Source organism: Lysinibacillus sp. GW247-5R2A (assembly GCF_059424475.1).
Genome location: NZ_JBWKZL010000018.1, coordinates 46,026 through 64,546, shown reverse-complemented (window position 1 = coordinate 64,546; position 18,521 = coordinate 46,026). Strand labels below are relative to the sequence as shown.

Genomic DNA, 18,521 nt, shown 5'->3' with positions numbered 1-18,521 from the left:
GGTTGTGGTGACTTAATTTTATCAGAAGTGGTCCTTATTTTTTATGAAAAAATGTAAAGCGTGTGAAATTTTACTGATGGTAAAATTTCACACGCTTTTTAATTTAGAGGTGGGTTTTGTCCCAGCCTCATCGTGCTTCTACTAACAAAAAATTTCCGCCAACACTTCATCCGCAACATGTTTACCTTGTTGCACACATTCTGGGATGGATATTCCTTCAAATGAGCTACCTGCCAATTTTACAGTTGGAAAATGTTCTCGTAATTCCTGTTTTATCCGTTGGACCTTCGCCTCATGTCCAACGGTGTATTGTGGCATCGCATTTTTCCAGCGTGTAACTACTGTCGTTATCGGTTCTCCATCTATACCAATAGTTTTATTTAAATCCTGTAGCACTGTTTTTTCAATCTCAGTATCTGATAATGCTACAATCGCCTCGTCACCCACTCGACCAATATAACTACGTAATAACACATAATCCTCAGGTGCGGTACCCGGCCATTTTCGATTCATCCACGTACATGAAGTGATTGAAAAATCACTATTTCGAGAGACATAAAATGAGAGCGCGTCTAGATCACCAAGCTGGTCCTTTTTAAATGCCATTGTAACGGTTGCAATAGTTGCAGCTTTCATTGTCCCTAGTTCATTTAACAAATTATACTTACTGAACATCTTATCCGCCATATTAAAGGGTGTAGCAATAATGACCGCATCCGCTTTAATATGTGAGAAATTGTTTAGCATTACATGTACAGACCCATCTTTTCCATGCTCAATTTCTTCGACCTTGACACCTTTCATCACTGTCCCAGGAAGTAGAGATTCCTCAATACTTTCGATTAATGTTTCAAGCCCATTACTAAAGGTTTGAAAAATCCCTTTATTTTCATCAATAAAATCATTACTCAAGAAATTTGTTCCAGCCTTTTTCATCCCTACTAATAAGCTACGATATTTTTGCTCTAGATGATAAAGCTGTGGGAAAGTTGAGCTCATACTTAATTGCTCAATATCCCCTGCAAATGTCCCTGCTAGTAAAGGCTCCACTAGATTTTCAACAACCTCTGCGCCAAACCTTCTTCTAAAAAATGCCCCCAATGGTTGATCATCGTCTTGTGCTGAGCGGGGGATAAAAAAATCACCTGCTGCACGAACTTTACCGCTTAGTGAAAACAAGCCTGATGTAATAAATGATGAGATATGTGGCGTTTCACCTGATAAAAGATGGCTTGGGATTGGGTATAACTGGCTTCCGACAGCAACATAGTTGGGTCCTGCGTTACTCGTCATGATTTTTTGTTCGATACCGAGATCCTTTGCTAAAGCATTTACATAATTTTCACGGTCAAAAAAAGATTCTGGCCCACGCTCAATAATAAAACCATCTTTTCTTAGTGTTTGAATTTTTCCGCCAAGACGTAATGACGACTCGACAAGTACGATATCTAATGGCAATTCTTTTGTGCTTGCTTGTTTTTGCATATAGAACGCAGCTGTAAGGCCCGTAATACCACCGCCTACAACAACTACCTTTCGTCTTTTCTGAGTCACCAACATCATCACTTTCTTTTCGCTTAGCTTAATTTTTTATAAATCGCATCGACCATCGCATCAATAAATAAAGGATGTGTATTTGGCATCGATGGACGATAATATTTTGCGCCTAGTTCATCACAAACAACTTTACATTCAAAATCATTATCATATAACACTTCTAAATGCTCTGTTACAAAACCTACTGGCGTATAAACAAATGAACGGAAGCCTTTTTCTTTATAAAGCTCACGTGTTAAGTCTTGAACATCTGGACCAATCCAAGGCTCTGGTGTCTGTCCTGCTGATTGCCAGCCGACCTCAACATTTTTCAAACCAGTTGCCTCTTGAATAAGTCGGGCTGTTTCAATTAATTGATCCTCGTAAGGGTCACCTAAATCTTTAATTTTTTCAGGAAGTGAATGAGCTGAAACGATTAAACATGCTGTTTCACGTTCTTCTTCAGATATTGACTTAAATGTATCATTAACTTGTTGTTTCCAATACTCAATAAATTTAGGTTCATCATACCAAGATTCTACGGATGTAATCGTTAAGCGATCTCCTGCTGCTTCCACAGCACGGCCATTATAAGATTTAATAGAAAATGTTGAGAAATGAGGAGCTAAAACAATTGATACCGCTTCTTTGATGCCCTCTGCCACCATTTGCTCTATTGCGTCTTCAATAAATGGATGAATATGCTTTAAACCAATAAACAATTTATATTCTACAGCATCCTGAACTTCATTTAAACGTGCACATAACGCTTCAGCTTGTGCCTGTGTTGCTGCTGCTAAAGGAGATAAACCTCCGATTGCTTCATAGCGACTACGTAAATCTTCTAAATGCTCTTCCGAAGGTTTGCGACCATGACGAATATGTGTATAGTAAGGTTCAATATCCTCTTCTTTATAAGGTGTTCCGTATGCCATTACCAATAAGCCTTTAACTTCTTTCATTACCCTTTTCACCTCTAAAATTGTTTTATGTTTTTATACATTATGTGATAAAAAGAAGCTGTCCAATCTATGATATTGGACAGCTCCCTTTCTATGATGAAAATTTCGTACATAGAAAAGGACATATTTCACATTTGAATCCGCTTTTTAAGAACGATCTTGAATTTGTTGTGCACTATATTCATGAATAAGTGTCGTTAAACGCTTTAAGACCTCTGGATCAACCTCTGGGAAAACACCATGACCTAGGTTAAAGATATGACCCGGCATTTCTAAACCTTGATCGATAATATCCTTAGTTCGTTTTTCAATGACTGACCAATCAGCCAATAATAGCGATGGATCTAGGTTACCTTGGACTGGTTTTGTAATACCATTCGCGCGTGCTTCTTTTATCGGTAAACGCCAGTCTAAGCCGACAACATCAATCGGTAAATCATTCCATTCTTTCGCTAAATGACTTGCACCGACACCAAATTGAATCAATGGTACATTTTCTTTTTGTAATTCCGCAAAAATTCGCGTCATAATTGGTTTTATAAATACACGGTAATCTTCCACATTTAAAGCGCCCACCCAAGAATCAAATACTTGGATTGCTTTTGCACCCGCTTTAATTTGTGCAGTGACATCTGCAATAATCATGTCAGCCAGTTTATCCATTAATGCAAACCAAGCTTGTGGTTCTGACACCATAAATGACTTTGTTTTGTTATAATTTTTAGAAGGACCACCTTCAATCATATAGCTGGCAAGTGTAAATGGTGCTCCAGCAAAACCAATCAATGGGACATTTAATTGCTCTTCTGTCAAGATTTTAATAGTCTCTAATACAAATGGTGTATGCTCTTTAGCGTTGAATTCACCTAAATTATCAACATCTGCTACTGAACGAATTGGATTAGAAATAACAGGACCAATACCTGCTTTAATTTTCACATCTACGCCAATTCCAGGAAGAGGTGTGACAATATCTTTGTATAGTATAGCTGCATCAACATTGTAATTTTCTACAGGTAGACGAGTGACATAGGCACATAGCTCAGGTTGATGTGTAATTTCCTCTAATGAATATTTTTCTTTGATGGCACGATATTCTGCCTGAGAACGTCCTGCTTGACGCATATACCATACTGGCGTGTGTGTAGTTTTTTCTCCACGAGCAGCACGCAGAAGTGTATCGTTAAAAGTTGTCATGAATAATTCCTTCCCCTCGATAAATTCATTACTATCCATACGCCCTGGCGTAATTGTGTCCAGATTTCTCGCTCTTTACTCTTCTCTTCAAAATCTGCAATATCGACCAGAGGCTTTATCTTGAATCAGTGGGTTCACCACTCTCTATAGCGGAAAGAGTCTTCTGTATCCTATACTTCAATTTCAGTACAAAAAACATTTGCTGAGTCAAGAAAAAAATGTATTATTTATTCCTTTATTATTGATATCCGATTCCAATAGTAAACGCTTCCTCTGTTATTGTATAGTTTTCCTAGTGAAATGTCATAAAATTGTTCATTCTAGACAGATTCTTTTTGGACAAAGCGTTAGACTTATGCTGAAAAGGGTATAATCACGCTATAATTAGTAAGATTCATAAGGAGGATAAATTGATGAATATTTATTTAACTTCTGGTACTGGTGATTTTTTAGAACAACTGAAAAATAAGTATCCAAATGAGCATATGATCTTAATTCATGGAGAGGGAAATTCTGTATTAATCCATGAAACAGAAGGGAAATCAGTTTTTGCCACACCTCGCAAATTTGAAGTGTTAGATTCGGTAAATGAGCTAGAAGAACGTGGGTTCTTTGTCCTCAATAATATTCCCGTAACAGATGAAGGACGCCCTGTTTTCGAGCATCGCTTTTTACAACGCTCACATGCCATTGAGGATGAGCCAGGCTTTGAGTCCTACCGATTACTTCGTCCCATCAAGGATGACACTTATATTGTCATGACTCAGTGGCATGGACCACATTCATTCGAAGCATGGAAAAGCTCTAAAGCCTTTGAAAACGCACATGCAAAAAGAGATGATTCCAGTGGTGTAAATCAGCAGAACATCTTCTCGGCAGCTTCCTATGTAACAACGTATAGTGCTATGCCAAAAGAGGATACAGAATAGATCTACAACAAATAAAAGCTCATCTTCTCAGCACAGGCTGGGAAAATGAGCTTTTCATTATTTAGATACTTTCGCAGTCAATTCACTAATTACTATAACAATGACAACTACAATATAAAACATCGGCTGTGTCATCGCACATAATCCTACGATGATCGCTTGTGTAATCATAGCTAGACGTACAATTTGCTTCACAGCTAGTTGACGAGCATTATCCGGCAACGGAAACAGCATGTCCATGCGGAACTCCCCACTTGAAAGTAATGCTTGTTTTAATTGGATAGTCGTTGCAAAGCTTAGTGCCGCGGCAACAATCCATGTAACTATTGGAATGTCTACAAAGGCTGCAATTACTGCTGAAATGGCCGTAAGACGGAGCCATAAATAAAAATGATCATCTGTACGAACAAAGGTGCGAAATACTAAATATTTTTGAGCGTTATTTTTACCATATGGAACGAATTTATAGAGCCAGTCCATCCAGCCTCGACGTCGGATGCTTCCATGTAAATGGGGTACATCTGTAAAATAATTTGCGAAACGATAAAAGCTCATCATTCGATTTTGCTCAAGCTTTACAAAATGTTCGTAAGGTACTGGTTCCCCTGTAGATTTTTTTCTAAAGACAATAATATAAATAACACTTATGACAGTCGCCACAATTGATAGGAGCAACTGAGCTTGCAGCCCCATAAAAACAGCGGCAGCAAATATTATTGCTCGAATCAGCCTGTCCACCCAAACCATTTGACCTCGTTCACTATATCGATAGCTGAATTCTCCTCGTACACTTATATATTTCAGCACAATCACAAGTAGGAATATCGACCAAATGTCACCCGTTGTTAAATCCGTCACTGCTTTTAATAGCGGAATACTAACAATATAAACAATCGCTACAATCCAAACCTGAGACCAAAATGTCCAAGCTAATGCCTTGCTAAAATACAGCGACATTTTTGACTCAAGGGGCAATAAGTACACTTGGTCTGGCTCTCTCAAAAGCGTAGTAGGGCGACTAAAGGCCAATAAGACGCCTATAAAAACAGCAATAAGTATTTCAGCTGGGAAATCTGTCTGTACAACTTTCAACCATTCACTATATTGGTAGCCTCCTGCTCCAATTAGAAATACAAGTACAATGGCAATATGCCCTGTAAAAATAAATTGCATATATTTTTGTACTTCTCCTATATAATGCATGAAGCGAGAGGACCATACATCACGCAAGTTCTTCATGGTCCCGCTCCTTTGTCATTGCAATATATAGATCATCCAATGTTGCATTGGGCATCGCAAATGTTTGTCGCAAATCTGCCATCGTTCCTTGTGCTCGAACTCTTCCTTCGTGCAATAATATAATTCGATCACAATGCTTTTCAGCTGTCGATAAAATATGCGTAGACATTAATATGGAAGCACCTTCTTTTTTCTTCTCATCCATTTGATCTAACAATGATTGAATTCCGAGTGGATCTAACCCCACAAAAGGCTCATCAATAATATACAGACTAGGATTCACGAGAAAGGCACACATAATCATAACCTTTTGACGCATTCCCTTTGAAAAATGTGATGGGAACCAGTTTAATCTTTTCTCCATGCGAAATTCCTTTAAAAGTACTTCAGAACGAGCATCTAGCGTTGCCTTATCAATACCGTAAGCCATCGCTGTTAATTCTAAATGTTCCCTCAATGTTAGCTCATCGTAAAGCACAGGGGTTTCAGGGATATAAGAAAAGGCTGTACGATACTTGTCCGTATCTTCCTTTAACGTTACCCCATTAAGGTAAATATCCCCTGCTTTTGGCAACATTGTTCCTATTATATGTTTAATCGTTGTACTTTTACCGGCCCCATTCAAGCCAATTAAGCCAACAAGCTCTCCTTTTTCAATCGTAAAAGATAAATCGTTAATAACAGGTTTTCTTGTATATCCACCTGTCACATGCTGTACCTCTAATACTGACATAACCTCACTCCTCTTCTTGTTTTATATTTTATCAAAAATTAGCAAATGATACAGGTTTGAGTATGATAGAATGAATTTACATATACGATAAGGGGGAAATTCTCATGAGCGATTGCCTATTTTGCAAAATTATCGATGGATCCATTCCAAGTACAAAAGTTTATGAAGACGATCATGTTTATGCATTTACAGACATTTCACCAGTTGCAAAAGGTCATACTTTACTAATTCCAAAGCATCACTGCCAAGATCTATACGAAATGCCAGAGGATGTTGCACGCAACTTATATGCTGCGGCACCGAAAATTGCGAATGCCATTAAGGTAGCGTTTGAGCCAATCGGATTGAATACCATTAATAATAATGGGGCAGCGGCTGGACAAACTGTGTTCCACTATCATCTACATTTTATTCCGCGTTATGACGAAAAAGAAGGCTTAGGTTTAGTTTGGCAAACACAAAAATATTCACCAGAACAATTGGCTGAAGTGGCAGAAAGTATTAAGGCCAACCTTTAACGGTTTTTGTCATATATTAACATTTTAATAACCCACATACTGTATTGCAAATATAAAATTTTTAGCGTACAATCACAAATAAGTTTCGCTAACGGTCAAGAGGACACGTTGGGAAACTAATAGATTAGCTCAGTCGAGGAGAGATAAAAATGAATACAAAGAATTTAGTATTAATGGCCCTTTTAGTTGGGATCGGTGCGGCACTATATGTCGTTACACCGGGAATGATTAACGGCATGAAACCCGATTTCATGTTAACAATGATGTTCATTGGCATTTTATTGTTTCCTACAGTGAAAGAAACGTTTTTACTTTCGCTAGCAACAGGGGTACTTTCAGGTTTGTTCACCACATTTCCTGCCGGTCTAGTTCCAAACATTATCGATAAAGCTGTAACAGGCTTTGTGTTTTTAGCTGCTGTAATTGTTCTAAAAAAGATAGCAAATAGTTTCGCTGTCTCTGCAGTTTTAGTTAGTTTGGGTACTATACTATCAGGTACGGTCTTTTTAACAGTGGCACTTTTTGTTTTTAATGCAAATGTAGGTGCAACGTTTGCGATGCTATTTATTGGGGTTGTCCTTCCAGCGGTAGCATTTAATGTCGTTGCTTTTGCTATTATTTATCCTATTGTTGCAAAATTAGTGAAGCGCTCTAAATTTGTGACTGCCATTTCTCAGATTTCATAAATACTAACTTTAAAATAATCGAAAGAAACTGAACGGTGATGCTCTATCACTTACTCAGTTTCTTTTTCTTTTTCTTTTTCTTTTTGTATTTATGCAATTCATGGTTTAATAGTAGTTAATCATGACAAGAAATGAGGTATATAATATGAAAGCAAAACCATTCTTAATTGGACTAGCAACAGGTATTATTGGTGGAACAGTTGCTGTTCTGTTCTCAACCCCACAATCAGGCCAGCAGTTACGCACAACGTTAAAACAAAATGCAGACCAAACAAAAGGTATGCTCCTTGATGTTAAACAACAAGTAGGGACTGTGAAACATTCTGTCAATACATTAACAAACGAAGTTAAAAATAATATCCCACAAATAATAAATGATTTAAAACAAACAATTACGACTTTTACAGAAGAAATAGAGCCAAATAAAAATAATTTGCAACAAGAATTAGATGCTTTACAGAATTCGATAAGCGAAATCGAGAAAAACATTGCACAATTCACAGAAAACAAGAAAAAACCGCAAGAAAAAATCAGCGACTAAAGTCCTCTTCGGACGCTAATTAATCTATTTTTTCATCAAAAACTATTGCTATAATATTATTTTTTAACCACTTTTCAATTTTTTAATTTTTCTAACTTTAAACTTTTTTTCTTTACTGCTATAATATTTTTAAAAATGTGAAAGAAAGCAGTAGGTGATGGTTTTGTCAGAGGAATTATACACACAAAAAGAAGCAATGCTTTATAGTCAAAGAATCGCACAATTATCGAAGGCGCTATGGAAAGCGGTTGAAAAAGATTGGCAACAATGGATTAAACCATATGATTTAAATATTAATGAACACCATATTTTGTGGATTTCCTATCATTTAAAAGGAGCCTCTATTTCTGATGTAGCAAAGTTCGGAGTCATGCATGTATCTACAGCATTTAATTTCTCCAAAAAATTAGAAGAGCGAGGCTTCCTTAAGTTTTCGAAGCGAGATGATGATAAGCGTAATACGTATGTTGAGCTAACTGAAGCTGGTACAGAGCTTATTGTAGAGATGAATAAAAACTACCATAATACTTATCATTCTGTATTAGAAGGATCATTGGCCTTAAAAGACTTATACGGCCGTTTCCCAGACTTTTTAGACGTAATGGCTGTCATTCGAAATATTTATGGTGAGGATTTCATCGATATTTTTGAACGCTCCTTCCAGCATTTCCGTGATTCCTTTGACACGCTTGAAGAACGTCCAACTGTAAAAGGATAAAATAAGGCTATCGATCGTACCGTTATTTTTCTGCGGATTCTAGCTGTTCATTCAGAAATAAATCATGTGAAAGGAGGTATTTCAGAAATATTTCTGAAGTACCTCCTTTCTCTTGCATTCTAAGACAATTCAATTTACATTAAATAGGACACTTCCTATTTTCGGAGTTGATAATAAACCATGCATTGTTGGAAAATTTTAAATCTTGAACATCATTACGGCACTACGCGTATTATTATAATGGGTGTTATTACTTTTTTATCCGTTTTTTCAGTATCGTATGTGACGTTTAATTTATTCAATGAAGAGCATTATACAGATCGTTTATTCTGGCTCTTTGTAATAGCTGTATTAACACTTTATCCGGTTCACAAGTTTTTACACTTTCTCGCTCTTTACGATTTACGCCAGCATCTTAAATTGCGCGTCCGTACGCAATTTTATCTAATTCCAGTATTACACATGCGTATTCGTGAGCCTTTATCCAAAAACCGTTATATACTAGCACTTCTTACGCCTTTTATCGTTCTTAATACTAGTATTATAATAGGTACTTGGCTACTACCAGCATACACACATTACGGTACTTTGCTGTTAGCGTATCATTGTAGTCTATGTTTGATTGATATACTTTACGTGAAATATTTATTGAATTCACCAAAAAACTCACAAATTGAAGAAACACCAAAGGGCTATGAAATTTTAGTTCCACCAACTGTTCACTAAATTGCTTGTACTTGTTTTTTAATGGCGTTCTTTGTTATGCTATTACTATTGAAAGAGGGGAGGAATAGACTTGCTATTAATGATTGTAGTTCTATTCTCGGTATTCTATTTATTTCAAATTAACCGTATGACATATGCTCTATGTATGCGACGTGAAATTCCCGAAGAAAACCAGCCAAAAATATTCCGAACTATAAATATACTTATTACCATTTTACTTGTCTCATTTTATATTGAAATTTTATATGCAGTATAACAATTGAAAAGTAAATTATATTCACATCCGCATGCGACAAGATAAGTTGAGTCCCCATAAAACAACTTACTCAAACCATTACTAATGGCTTGAATCTCTAGCATGCGGCGTGAATGTCTAACATTGTTAAGAAAAGCTAAGAGTTAATGAAGCTCTTAGCTTTTCACTGTTTTATTAATTAGTATAGGAACGCTGCACCAACGATAATTAATAAAATAAATAACACAACTAATAAAGCAAAGCCTGAGCCGTAGCCACCGCCACCGTATCCTCCGTTGCCCATAACTTCACCCCCTTTCTTTTCTATATCCTATGCGCTTCAAAAATTGAAATATAGGCAATACTCAAGGGGGAACCATTTTGTTTTTAAAACGTTTATGTTATAGTAAAAAATGGACGAAACCATGTTAGGAGAGAATATCCACTATGAAAAAGACAGTTTTATCTTTAACTTTAGCTGCTTCTGTTTTAGCGCTTGGTGCGTGTAGCGGCGGAGATAGCAAAGCAATCGTTACTTCTAAAGTTGGCGATATTTCAGTTGCTGACTTTAATGAAAAAGCCAAATCTTTAACAGGCTCATATGTATTACAACAAATGGTGACTGAAAAAGTATTGTCTGACAAATATGAAGTAACAGATAAAGAACTTAAAGAAGCTTATGATACTACAGCTTCACAATTTGGTGATGGTTTTGCACAAGCACTTGCTGAAAGTGGCTTAACAGAACAAGGCTTTAAAGATTCTTTACGCGTTCAACTTCTTCAAGAAAAAGCTTTAAAAGATCAAGCTATTAAAGAAGAAGATGTAAAAAAATACTATGAGCAAATGAAAACAGAATTAAATGGTCGTCATATTTTAGTAGCAGATGAAAAAACAGCAAAAGAAGCTATTGAGAAAATTAAAGGTGGCGCTAAATTTGCTGATGTAGCAAAAGAGTACTCTACAGATACAGCTTCTGCACAAAATGGTGGAGAGCTTGGTTGGTTCTCTGTTGGTTCAATGGTTGATGAGTTTAACGATGCGGCTTATGCACTTGAATTAAACACGTTAAGTGAACCAGTAAAGTCTAGCTTCGGTTATCACGTAATCGAAATTACGGACAAGCGTGACGTGAAAGATGTTGGTGAATTTAAAGATGAAGAAGAAAAAATTCGTACATCGATGTTAAGCAAACTGAACCAAACGGGTGAAGCACAAACTATTCTAAAAGACATCGTTGCGAAAATGGCAAAAGATGCAAATGTTAAAACTTCTGATAAGGATTTAAAAGATTCCCTAGATTTCTTTACTACAACAAGTGAAGAACAAGCTAAGGCAGCTGAAGAAGCAGCTAAAAAAGCAGAAGAAAATGCTAAGGAAGAATCTAGCGACAAAGCAGAAGATACAGATAAAGAATCTAAATAATGAGGATGATTAACCTTTTCCATTAAAGGAGCAATATCCTCAAAAAAAGGGAGCATCTTAAAATACAGATGCTCCCTTTCTCTTTTGCTATTTTACTTTAAATTGGCTTATTTCGGCTTGTAAGTCATTTGACATCGTCTGGAGGACATTTGCTGCACTTGCAATTTCCTCGTTAGAAGCCGTTTGCTGCTCAATAGAGAGCGCGATATGCTGTATACCTGAAGAGGTGCTATTTGCAATACCTACAATTTCTTTCGTGGCATAATCAGTTTGGCTGGCCTTCTCATTTACACGCAATACTATATCGGTAACTTCCTTTGTACGATGGCTAATTTGTTGGAGATATTCTACAATATTTTTAAAGGCACCGCCTGTTTGTTCAACAGCCTCTCGCCCTTCCTCTACAAATTGTGTACCACTATTAATAGCATAAACTGCGCTTGATGTTTGGCTTAAGATATCATCTACTATTGTTCTAATATTGTCAGCAGCCTTCCCAGATTCCTCAGCTAGTTTTCTTACTTCATCCGCGACAACCGCAAATCCTTTTCCTGCTTCTCCTGCACGTGCTGCCTCAATGGAAGCATTCAATGCAAGTAAATTTGTTTGATCCGTTATGCTTGTAATGAGTGCCACAATTGTACTAATTTCCTTCGATTTTTCCCCTAATGCATTGACAACCTCTGTTGATTGGTGAACAGATTCATTAATAGTATTCATTTTTCCAATCGTTTGTTCAATTAACTGTAATCCTAAATCAGCCTTTTGGTTCGTTTCATTCGCTATATCCGCTACTGCCTGTACTGCGGATGAAGCATAATCCATATCTTTGGAAATTAAGTTAGCAGAATCAGATAATAAGTCCATTTGCTCCAATTGACCTTCCGCACTAGCGGCAATTTCTCGAATTGCAACAGAGATGGTTTCAACTGTGTTACTACTTTGCTCTGTAATCGTAGTAAACTCATTTGTATAAGCAGAGACATCCGTAGATGCCTTATTCGCCTTTTCAATAACTGAGCCGATTTGCTCTAACATATGATTAAATTCAGTCGATAATTGACCAATTTCATCTTTCAATTTATCATCTATACGTACTGTTAAATCGCCATCTGCAGCTTGCGTCATTGCTTTTAACACACGCTTTACACGCTTTAAGACGATATATCTTGTACATAAGGAAATAATTACCGTCCCGATAAATAGCGAAATAAATGTATTGATGGCAACACCTGCGCTACCGTTTAACTCCACTACCTTTTCGATTTGTTGGCTAACGAACTCAGAAATATGTGAGCTAATAAATAAACTGATACCAATCGCTAGTATCATTTTGAAAATCAAACTTTTCCAAAACTTTATTTTACGTGAAACAAGTCCCTCTTTATCCATTGTTTTTCCCCATTCCTATAAATTCTTCCTATATTCTAAAATAAATACAGTATTGGTACAATGGATAGGTACTGAAATTCCACAGATATATAATTAGACTTATATAAAAGCTCGCCCACACAGTTATTTAGAAACAAAAAATTCACAAATAATGTGTTGAATGATTAAAATGTTGGCTTATAAAACGATCGGTTATCCAGAGGGAATAGTCGCTCTGTAAATTCACCAGGTGCCGTTTTACCTAATGCTCTAGTCAGCATATTCATCTTAGCATCGATGTTATCAATATAATGTAAAATTTCTGCTTCTTGAACCATCGGCTTTTTCGGACTACCCCACTCTTCCTTACCGTGGTGAGATAATACCATGTGCTGTAAGAGCATCACTTCTTCACCTTCGATTTCTAGCTCACTAGCAATCTTAGCAATTTCATTCACCATTATTGTAATATGTCCTAACAGGTTGCCCTCCACTGTATATGTCGTGGCAACTGGTCCTGACAGCTCCACAACTTTTCCAATATCGTGCAAAATAATACCTGCATATAACAGGTCTCGATTAAGAGTCGGATATAAATCAGCAATGGCTTTACCTAGTTTTAACATGGACACCATATGATCTAATAAGCCGGAAGCATAATCATGATGATTTTTAGTTGCCGCTGGAAAAACTAATATAGCATCCTGATGTTTTTTAATGGCTGCTCTCGTTATACGTGAAATATTTGGATTTTTAATATCAAAGAAAAATTGATTCAACTCTTCAAATAGTTGTTCCTTCGGTGTTGCAGAGGAGGGTACTAAATCATGAATGGCAATTCCTTCTTCTGGCTTTGCCACACGAATGGCTTTAATGCGCAATTGATTTTTCCCTCTGTAGTCGTGAATTTCTCCACCGACACGTACAATGGCTTCAGCATGATACATCTTTTCATGATCCTCATTTGTATCCCAAAGCTTTGCCTCAATATCTCCACTTTTATCTTGTAATATTAGCGACATAAATGGCTTCCCAACAGTAGTAACTCCTTTTGTCGCTTGTTTAATTAATAAAAATTGATCAACTGCTTCTCCAACCTGGAGCGTTGTAATTCCTTTCATGTTGACGCCACTCCCCTTTCATTTGCTAGTGCTCCTACATCAATAATTTGCTCTTTCGGCCAATGTTTGAGCATTTCATCATGGCAAGTAAAATATAAAATTTGACGTTCATATCCTACTTCTTTCATTAATTGTACCATTTTGTCTGTACGGTTTCGATCAAAATGGACAAACGGATCATCCATAATAATCGGGAATGGTGCAGAGGTCATCAACGTTTGCGCAAGTGCCATACGTAATGCCATGTAGGCTTGCTCCTTAGTCGCCTGTGATAATTCAACCATTTGATAACGAATTCCTGCCACATCTTTCGCAATGAAGTAGCCCTCTTCATGAATCGTAAGTTGATCGTAGCGCCCTCCAGTAAGTAATTGGAATATCGCATTAACCTTCGATAAAACATGTGGTAATTTTTCTTCTCGAAGACGAAATAATGTTTCATGAATAGCAGTCGCCACAGCTTTTTTCGTTGCCCAATGCTCAATCAATTGCTGTAACTCCGATTTTTCTTGTTCAAACTGTTGAAGCATTTGGCCATATTTTTCGTCATTTAATAACTGTTCCTTTTCAATTTGCAAGGCAGCACGATGTTCAAGACATCGGTCTATATCCACTTGCAAAGAAGTTTGCTCCTGCTCTAAAACACGCATATTATCCATAACAGAGTCCTCTATTAACTCATCGTGTTCAGATAAACTCAACGAGCCTAGTTGAGCCTGAACTGTTTGAAGCTCTGTCGTAATTTTTCTCTGCTGCTCAAATTGCTCATATTTCTCATAATAATCTCGTTCGTTTTGCACCTGTGCTTCGTTCAATAGCTGTGTCATATCAGCGGTATAACGATCTATTCGTGTTTGTCCACTTTGTAGTTTAATCTTGATGTCAGCTAGCTGCGCTTGTGCTTGCTGTACTTGCTGTTGCTGTTGCTGTGCTTCCAGGTAGGCTGTACGCAAATACATATATATTTCATGTTCATTATAAATTTCATTTAGTACTTGTTGAAGCTGTTCATAAAGGCCGTTCTTTTCAGCCTGAATTTCTTGCAAAAGGCTAATGGAGCCGTCCCTTTTAACCGCCAGTTCTTGCACATTTCGTATGCGCATAAATAATTCTGGCATTAACGTTCTAGCGATCGTACCTTGTAAGCGATAGCGTTTTAAAAATTGCTGCAATGACTGAGTAGTTTCTTCACTCTCTAACTCTGCTTGCTGAATTTTATATTCCAATTGGGCATACTGCTGCTCCTTCTCGCTTTGCTGGTCATGGACATGTAACCAGCGATCTTCCAATCTTTGTTTTTTTAGACGTATAGTTTGTACAGTCATTTCATCTTGCTCTAATTGTCGTAAGAGGTGACTATTTTCTTTATTGGGCTCCTCTGTGGCTTGTCTAACAACCTTCATCAACAATATTGTTATGATTGTTAAAACTACCCCAATAATGGCCACCGCCACATTTTTTTGAATAACTCCATAAACAAATGACAATACACCCATTAATAAAATCATCCAAGAAAAATAATTAGGCTGCCTTTGTTTAGTCCGTTGTGATTTGGCAGCACGCAATTGCTCAAGCCTCCGCTTTCGTTGAGGCCACTGTGCTAAAATATGTTCTTCTTCCTTTGTTAATGACTCCTGCTTTAGCCTTTGCTGTTGTTGTGTTATAGCATCTAACTCTTGATGGACTTGCTCTAGCGAACGTAAATGAAACTTTAGCTCATCCTCCGCCTCCTCCAGCCTTTTTAATTGCTGTTGAAATTGCTGTTCCTGTTGTAAGGATACTGTTTCTCCAAGAAGAATGTTCTGTGCCTCTTTTTCTTGCACACCTAATAAACGAAACTGCGTATCAATTTCTTGCTCCAGCATAAAGAGATCATCTCGTAAGTTTTTCTCCTTCACGATCAGCTGATGCCATGTTGCCTCCTTTTGCATAAGGCGGCCCATTTCATTTACGGTTTGCTCATTCATAGTGGCTAGCACTTTGTCCTGTAGCAATTGATATTGTTCTTTTAATTGCAGCAACTGCTGACTTTCGTGTAAAAGACGGTCTTTTGCTTGTTCATATCGTCTTACACCTTCTGCTGGAAATTGAACATATTGATCATCCCCTAATGCTTGCTGCAACATCTGTTGTTGCTTAATAAGAGGCAGGGCCTGCTTTTGAACCGTTAAGTATTGCCATTGCTGTTGTTGCTTTTTTTGAGTGGCATAAAATTTCTCTAGGTTTTGCTCAAGGAGTTGCAATTGTTGTAATTTATCCTCAAAAGTTTGGATTTTACCTTGCTCGAGTCTAATCGTTCGCTCCAATTGCTTTAACTGCTCAATTTTTTGATTGATTACTGGAACTTTACCTGTTTTCTTAAATAACTCGTTCGCCTCTTTATCCATTTTTTTCTCAAGAGCAGACAGGTGCTGGATACCTGTTGTGCCAGAGGAGAGGAGAAGATGTGTTAATTCCTCCTCTGACATTTTTTCAATGCCTTGAAGCTCATGCAATGAAAAGGAAAAAATAGATTCAAAGGATGCTCTAGAATAGCCATATAAAAGCTTAGCTAACAGCTCCTCCTGTCCCGTTGTACCATCTTCAAGATAAACAGTAACATCACCTGTGGCCTTGCCTTTCACACGTTCAATAATGCATAAACCATGAATTGGGTGTAATAGTGTCAGTTGACCACCAAACTTCGTCGATGCTTTTGGTTCATATTTGCGCTGAGTCTGCTGCCTTGTTGGAAAGCCAAAGAGCATCTGTAAAACAAATTGCTGAATCGTTGTTTTCCCTGCCTCATTTAAACCATAAAAAATTGTAACGCCTTCATTTAAGGGAATTGTCAGGTTTTCATGCTTACCAAAGCCATAAATTTGTAGTTTTTTGATTGTTAGCATGTGCATCACGCCCTTTGAATTTCTTCCGCCAATAGTGACTGTGCGTTGTGCGTTAAATTCTTTATATCCTTTTCAGACAAAGGCTCGATCAGCCTAGCACCACCAGCATACTGGTACAAGTCTTTTAGTATATCCTTCCAGTCAGTACTATCCCATTGCTCCATTAAACTTACGACTGATTGCGTAGCAGCAGAATATTCACCGTGACTCGAAGGTTTTTGTAACACCATTTTTTGTACCCAGCACATTGGCTCAATCCCTTCTTCTGCCTCGCGAATGGTCTCCAGCCATGCGTCCACCGTCGCATGCTCAAACAAGGCCTCTGTTTGCTCATCAATATTTTTTAAATAAAGCTCCACTACCGCCGCTCCCAATGAAGTTCGATTGACAGCAATTGCTTCCTCGCATCTTTTAAGTAATTCATTAGCATGGACGATATTCGTACAATCCACCTCTATCGTGTTATAAACAATGGCGGAGGTAGGAATAAAATCTAATTCACATGCTGTTTGAGATAAAGTTACATCATAGCAACCTTTTATTCCTTGTTCTTTACGATGGCGGCTTTGAATATTGCCTGGATAAACGATAGGAGGGTTTTCATGTAAGAGCTGTCGTTTATGAATATGCCCCAACGCCCAATAATGATAGTTCCGTTCAAGGAGCTGCTGTTTTGTAAATGGAGCATATAAAGCGTGTGAAGTATCGCTAGCCTCACTGCCATGCAGCATGCCAATATGAATTGCATGAGAATCTTGAGCGATTGGATACGTATCAATAACCGACTCCTTTAAGTGGCGTTCACTATAGCTAAAGCCGTATATACAGACTTGCTGACCGCGGATTTTCAACTGGACAACACTCGTCTCAGCCGGTAATTCATACACATTGCTTGGTAAAGAAAAACGTGTCCAAGTCCCTTTTAAATGATCATGGTTCCCATAGCTAATAATTACAGGAATATTGTGTTGAAACAGTTTCTCCATTGCTTCTTGAAATTTCCTTTGGGCTTGTAAACTGCGATTTTCACCATCGTAAATATCTCCGACAATTAATAAAAAGTCGGGCTGCTCCTGAATGGCCTTTTGAATAATTTTATCAAAAGCATCAAACGTACTTGATCGAATCTCCTTCAAAATGTGTTCAGGTAAGCCAAATAAGCCCTTAAATGGACTATCTAAATGTAAATCTGCCATATGGAAAAAACGAATTGCTGACATCCAATCACCCCAACTATAGATAATTTCCACCTTAGTTAGTTACTACAAACTATCAACCAAAGCAGTCATATGATTACAAAACCGAATATTTGTTCTATTTTATCATACTTCCCTATTTATGAAAAATGGTAATGCTTAAAAAAATGGGTCGACTTACTTTTTCCACAATTTTCGTAATTTATCAAATAGTTTACTAGTTTTACCGTGAAGTTTATAAATCTTCTATGTATAATAGATATATATTTAAATAAAAGGGTGGGGTTTGTATGGAGAATTACCGTTTCACAGCTTTCGAAAAAACAGGGGAAACATTGTTTGATGAAACATGGACATTTGAAAATGATGAGGCTGCTAAATTAAATGGTCAACAACAAATTGAAGAAAAAGGTGTTGCCAACAAAACTCATCGTCTTGTAAACGCTTCAGGTAAATTAATTTTATTCCATGTTTAATAATTGAGAAAAGGCACGTAGGATATC

19 protein-coding genes are annotated in these 18,521 nt (G+C 37.3%); 9 read left to right on the top strand and 10 right to left on the bottom strand.

The annotated features are described in order from the left end of the window. Window positions 1–141: 141 nt before the first annotated feature. From hemY to hemE, 3 genes are all read right to left on the bottom strand, one after another. Complete coding sequence (gene hemY / locus AC07YC_RS21530) at window positions 142–1,563, bottom strand: protoporphyrinogen oxidase (protein WP_494920395.1); 1,422 nt, start codon at window positions 1,561–1,563, stop codon at window positions 142–144. Between the two features lie 14 nt (window positions 1,564–1,577). Next, window positions 1,578–2,498, bottom strand: coding sequence for a ferrochelatase (hemH, locus tag AC07YC_RS21525; RefSeq protein ID WP_494920394.1), 921 nt, complete (start codon window positions 2,496–2,498; stop codon window positions 1,578–1,580). Between the two features lie 147 nt (window positions 2,499–2,645). Next, window positions 2,646–3,695: a uroporphyrinogen decarboxylase gene (gene hemE / locus AC07YC_RS21520; RefSeq protein ID WP_494920393.1), complete on the bottom strand. Its 1,050-nt coding sequence runs from the start codon at window positions 3,693–3,695 to the stop codon at window positions 2,646–2,648. 413 nt (window positions 3,696–4,108) lie between these two features. Here hemE and AC07YC_RS21515 point away from each other — a divergent pair, with 413 nt between their 5' ends. Next, entirely contained in the window at window positions 4,109–4,624 is a 516-nt protein-coding gene (locus tag AC07YC_RS21515; RefSeq protein ID WP_008173317.1) for an antibiotic biosynthesis monooxygenase family protein, read from the top strand. Between the two features lie 57 nt (window positions 4,625–4,681). On the opposite strand, the gene AC07YC_RS21510 is transcribed toward AC07YC_RS21515, so the two are convergent. Beyond that, window positions 4,682–5,863 carry an ABC transporter permease gene (locus tag AC07YC_RS21510; RefSeq protein WP_494920392.1) on the bottom strand — a complete coding sequence of 394 codons (1,182 nt, stop codon included), beginning with the start codon at window positions 5,861–5,863 and terminating at the stop codon, window positions 4,682–4,684. Continuing rightward, window positions 5,847–6,596 carry an ABC transporter ATP-binding protein gene (locus AC07YC_RS21505; RefSeq protein WP_494920391.1) on the bottom strand — a complete coding sequence of 250 codons (750 nt, stop codon included), beginning with the start codon at window positions 6,594–6,596 and terminating at the stop codon, window positions 5,847–5,849. The genes AC07YC_RS21510 and AC07YC_RS21505 overlap by 17 nt, the downstream gene beginning before the upstream one ends. Window positions 6,597–6,700: 104 nt before the next feature. Between AC07YC_RS21505 and AC07YC_RS21500 the strand changes: the two genes are divergently transcribed. The 6 genes from AC07YC_RS21500 (at window position 6,701) to AC07YC_RS21475 (ending at window position 10,041) form a co-directional block, all read left to right on the top strand. Beyond that, window positions 6,701–7,114: an HIT family protein gene (locus AC07YC_RS21500; RefSeq protein WP_494920390.1), complete on the top strand. Its 414-nt coding sequence runs from the start codon at window positions 6,701–6,703 to the stop codon at window positions 7,112–7,114. 149 nt (window positions 7,115–7,263) lie between these two features. Continuing rightward, entirely contained in the window at window positions 7,264–7,800 is a 537-nt protein-coding gene (locus AC07YC_RS21495; RefSeq protein WP_494920389.1) for a tryptophan transporter, read from the top strand. A 145-nt stretch (window positions 7,801–7,945) separates the two neighbouring features. Further along, window positions 7,946–8,341: a YtxH domain-containing protein gene (locus AC07YC_RS21490; protein ID WP_025117254.1), complete on the top strand. Its 396-nt coding sequence runs from the start codon at window positions 7,946–7,948 to the stop codon at window positions 8,339–8,341. Window positions 8,342–8,498: 157 nt separating this feature from the next. Next, complete coding sequence (locus AC07YC_RS21485) at window positions 8,499–9,059, top strand: HTH-type transcriptional regulator Hpr (protein ID WP_008173331.1); 561 nt, start codon at window positions 8,499–8,501, stop codon at window positions 9,057–9,059. Window positions 9,060–9,239: 180 nt separating this feature from the next. After that, on the top strand, window positions 9,240–9,785 hold the full coding sequence (locus AC07YC_RS21480; protein ID WP_036120334.1) for a DUF3267 domain-containing protein: 546 nt from the start codon (window positions 9,240–9,242) through the stop codon (window positions 9,783–9,785). 70 nt (window positions 9,786–9,855) lie between these two features. Beyond that, entirely contained in the window at window positions 9,856–10,041 is a 186-nt protein-coding gene (locus AC07YC_RS21475; protein WP_008173337.1) for a hypothetical protein, read from the top strand. A 178-nt stretch (window positions 10,042–10,219) separates the two neighbouring features. On the opposite strand, the gene AC07YC_RS21470 is transcribed toward AC07YC_RS21475, so the two are convergent. Continuing rightward, window positions 10,220–10,324: a YjcZ family sporulation protein gene (locus AC07YC_RS21470; RefSeq protein WP_004230765.1), complete on the bottom strand. Its 105-nt coding sequence runs from the start codon at window positions 10,322–10,324 to the stop codon at window positions 10,220–10,222. Between the two features lie 143 nt (window positions 10,325–10,467). On the opposite strand from AC07YC_RS21470, the gene AC07YC_RS21465 reads away from it, so the two are divergent. Then, on the top strand, window positions 10,468–11,445 hold the full coding sequence (locus tag AC07YC_RS21465) for a peptidylprolyl isomerase (protein WP_336637096.1): 978 nt from the start codon (window positions 10,468–10,470) through the stop codon (window positions 11,443–11,445). Window positions 11,446–11,532: 87 nt separating this feature from the next. On the opposite strand, the gene AC07YC_RS21460 is transcribed toward AC07YC_RS21465, so the two are convergent. The 4 genes from AC07YC_RS21460 to AC07YC_RS21445 form a co-directional block, all read right to left on the bottom strand. Next, the gene (locus tag AC07YC_RS21460) at window positions 11,533–12,837 is read right to left on the bottom strand and encodes a methyl-accepting chemotaxis protein (RefSeq protein ID WP_494920388.1); all 1,305 of its coding nucleotides are present in this window, start codon (window positions 12,835–12,837) and stop codon (window positions 11,533–11,535) included. Window positions 12,838–13,001: 164 nt separating this feature from the next. Further along, window positions 13,002–13,937 carry a 3'-5' exoribonuclease YhaM gene (gene yhaM, locus AC07YC_RS21455; protein WP_171366003.1) on the bottom strand — a complete coding sequence of 312 codons (936 nt, stop codon included), beginning with the start codon at window positions 13,935–13,937 and terminating at the stop codon, window positions 13,002–13,004. Further along, a complete protein-coding gene (locus AC07YC_RS21450; RefSeq protein WP_494920387.1) occupies window positions 13,934–16,822 on the bottom strand; it encodes an ATP-binding protein in 2,889 nt (962 codons plus the stop codon). Before AC07YC_RS21450 ends, yhaM begins: the two co-directional genes overlap by 4 nt. Before the next feature lie 5 nt (window positions 16,823–16,827). Then, on the bottom strand, window positions 16,828–18,042 hold the full coding sequence (locus AC07YC_RS21445) for a metallophosphoesterase family protein (protein WP_336637093.1): 1,215 nt from the start codon (window positions 18,040–18,042) through the stop codon (window positions 16,828–16,830). 266 nt (window positions 18,043–18,308) lie between these two features. On the opposite strand from AC07YC_RS21445, the gene AC07YC_RS21440 reads away from it, so the two are divergent. Next, window positions 18,309–18,494, top strand: a complete 186-nt coding sequence (locus AC07YC_RS21440) for a YhzD family protein (protein ID WP_008173354.1) — start codon at window positions 18,309–18,311, stop codon at window positions 18,492–18,494. The last annotated feature ends 27 nt before the right edge of the window (window positions 18,495–18,521 follow it).

Excerpts from the sequence above, each read along its gene's own strand:
- AC07YC_RS21445 (WP_336637093.1), bottom strand. The coding sequence starts at position 18,042 with ATGTCAGCAATTCGTTTTTTCCATATGGCAGATTTACATTTAGATAGT.
- AC07YC_RS21440 (WP_008173354.1), top strand. The coding sequence starts at position 18,309 with ATGGAGAATTACCGTTTCACAGCTTTCGAAAAAACAGGGGAAACATTG.
- hemH (WP_494920394.1), bottom strand. The coding sequence starts at position 2,498 with ATGAAAGAAGTTAAAGGCTTATTGGTAATGGCATACGGAACACCTTAT.
- AC07YC_RS21495 (WP_494920389.1), top strand. The coding sequence starts at position 7,264 with ATGAATACAAAGAATTTAGTATTAATGGCCCTTTTAGTTGGGATCGGT.
- hemE (WP_494920393.1), bottom strand. The coding sequence starts at position 3,695 with ATGACAACTTTTAACGATACACTTCTGCGTGCTGCTCGTGGAGAAAAA.
- AC07YC_RS21500 (WP_494920390.1), top strand. The coding sequence starts at position 6,701 with ATGAGCGATTGCCTATTTTGCAAAATTATCGATGGATCCATTCCAAGT.
- AC07YC_RS21490 (WP_025117254.1), top strand. The coding sequence starts at position 7,946 with ATGAAAGCAAAACCATTCTTAATTGGACTAGCAACAGGTATTATTGGT.
- hemY (WP_494920395.1), bottom strand. The coding sequence starts at position 1,563 with ATGATGTTGGTGACTCAGAAAAGACGAAAGGTAGTTGTTGTAGGCGGT.
- AC07YC_RS21505 (WP_494920391.1), bottom strand. The coding sequence starts at position 6,596 with ATGTCAGTATTAGAGGTACAGCATGTGACAGGTGGATATACAAGAAAA.
- AC07YC_RS21485 (WP_008173331.1), top strand. The coding sequence starts at position 8,499 with ATGGTTTTGTCAGAGGAATTATACACACAAAAAGAAGCAATGCTTTAT.
- AC07YC_RS21465 (WP_336637096.1), top strand. The coding sequence starts at position 10,468 with ATGAAAAAGACAGTTTTATCTTTAACTTTAGCTGCTTCTGTTTTAGCG.
- AC07YC_RS21480 (WP_036120334.1), top strand. The coding sequence starts at position 9,240 with ATGCATTGTTGGAAAATTTTAAATCTTGAACATCATTACGGCACTACG.
- AC07YC_RS21515 (WP_008173317.1), top strand. The coding sequence starts at position 4,109 with ATGAATATTTATTTAACTTCTGGTACTGGTGATTTTTTAGAACAACTG.
- AC07YC_RS21450 (WP_494920387.1), bottom strand. The coding sequence starts at position 16,822 with ATGCTAACAATCAAAAAACTACAAATTTATGGCTTTGGTAAGCATGAA.
- AC07YC_RS21510 (WP_494920392.1), bottom strand. The coding sequence starts at position 5,863 with ATGAAGAACTTGCGTGATGTATGGTCCTCTCGCTTCATGCATTATATA.
- AC07YC_RS21460 (WP_494920388.1), bottom strand. The coding sequence starts at position 12,837 with ATGGATAAAGAGGGACTTGTTTCACGTAAAATAAAGTTTTGGAAAAGT.
- AC07YC_RS21470 (WP_004230765.1), bottom strand. The coding sequence starts at position 10,324 with ATGGGCAACGGAGGATACGGTGGCGGTGGCTACGGCTCAGGCTTTGCT.
- yhaM (WP_171366003.1), bottom strand. The coding sequence starts at position 13,937 with ATGAAAGGAATTACAACGCTCCAGGTTGGAGAAGCAGTTGATCAATTT.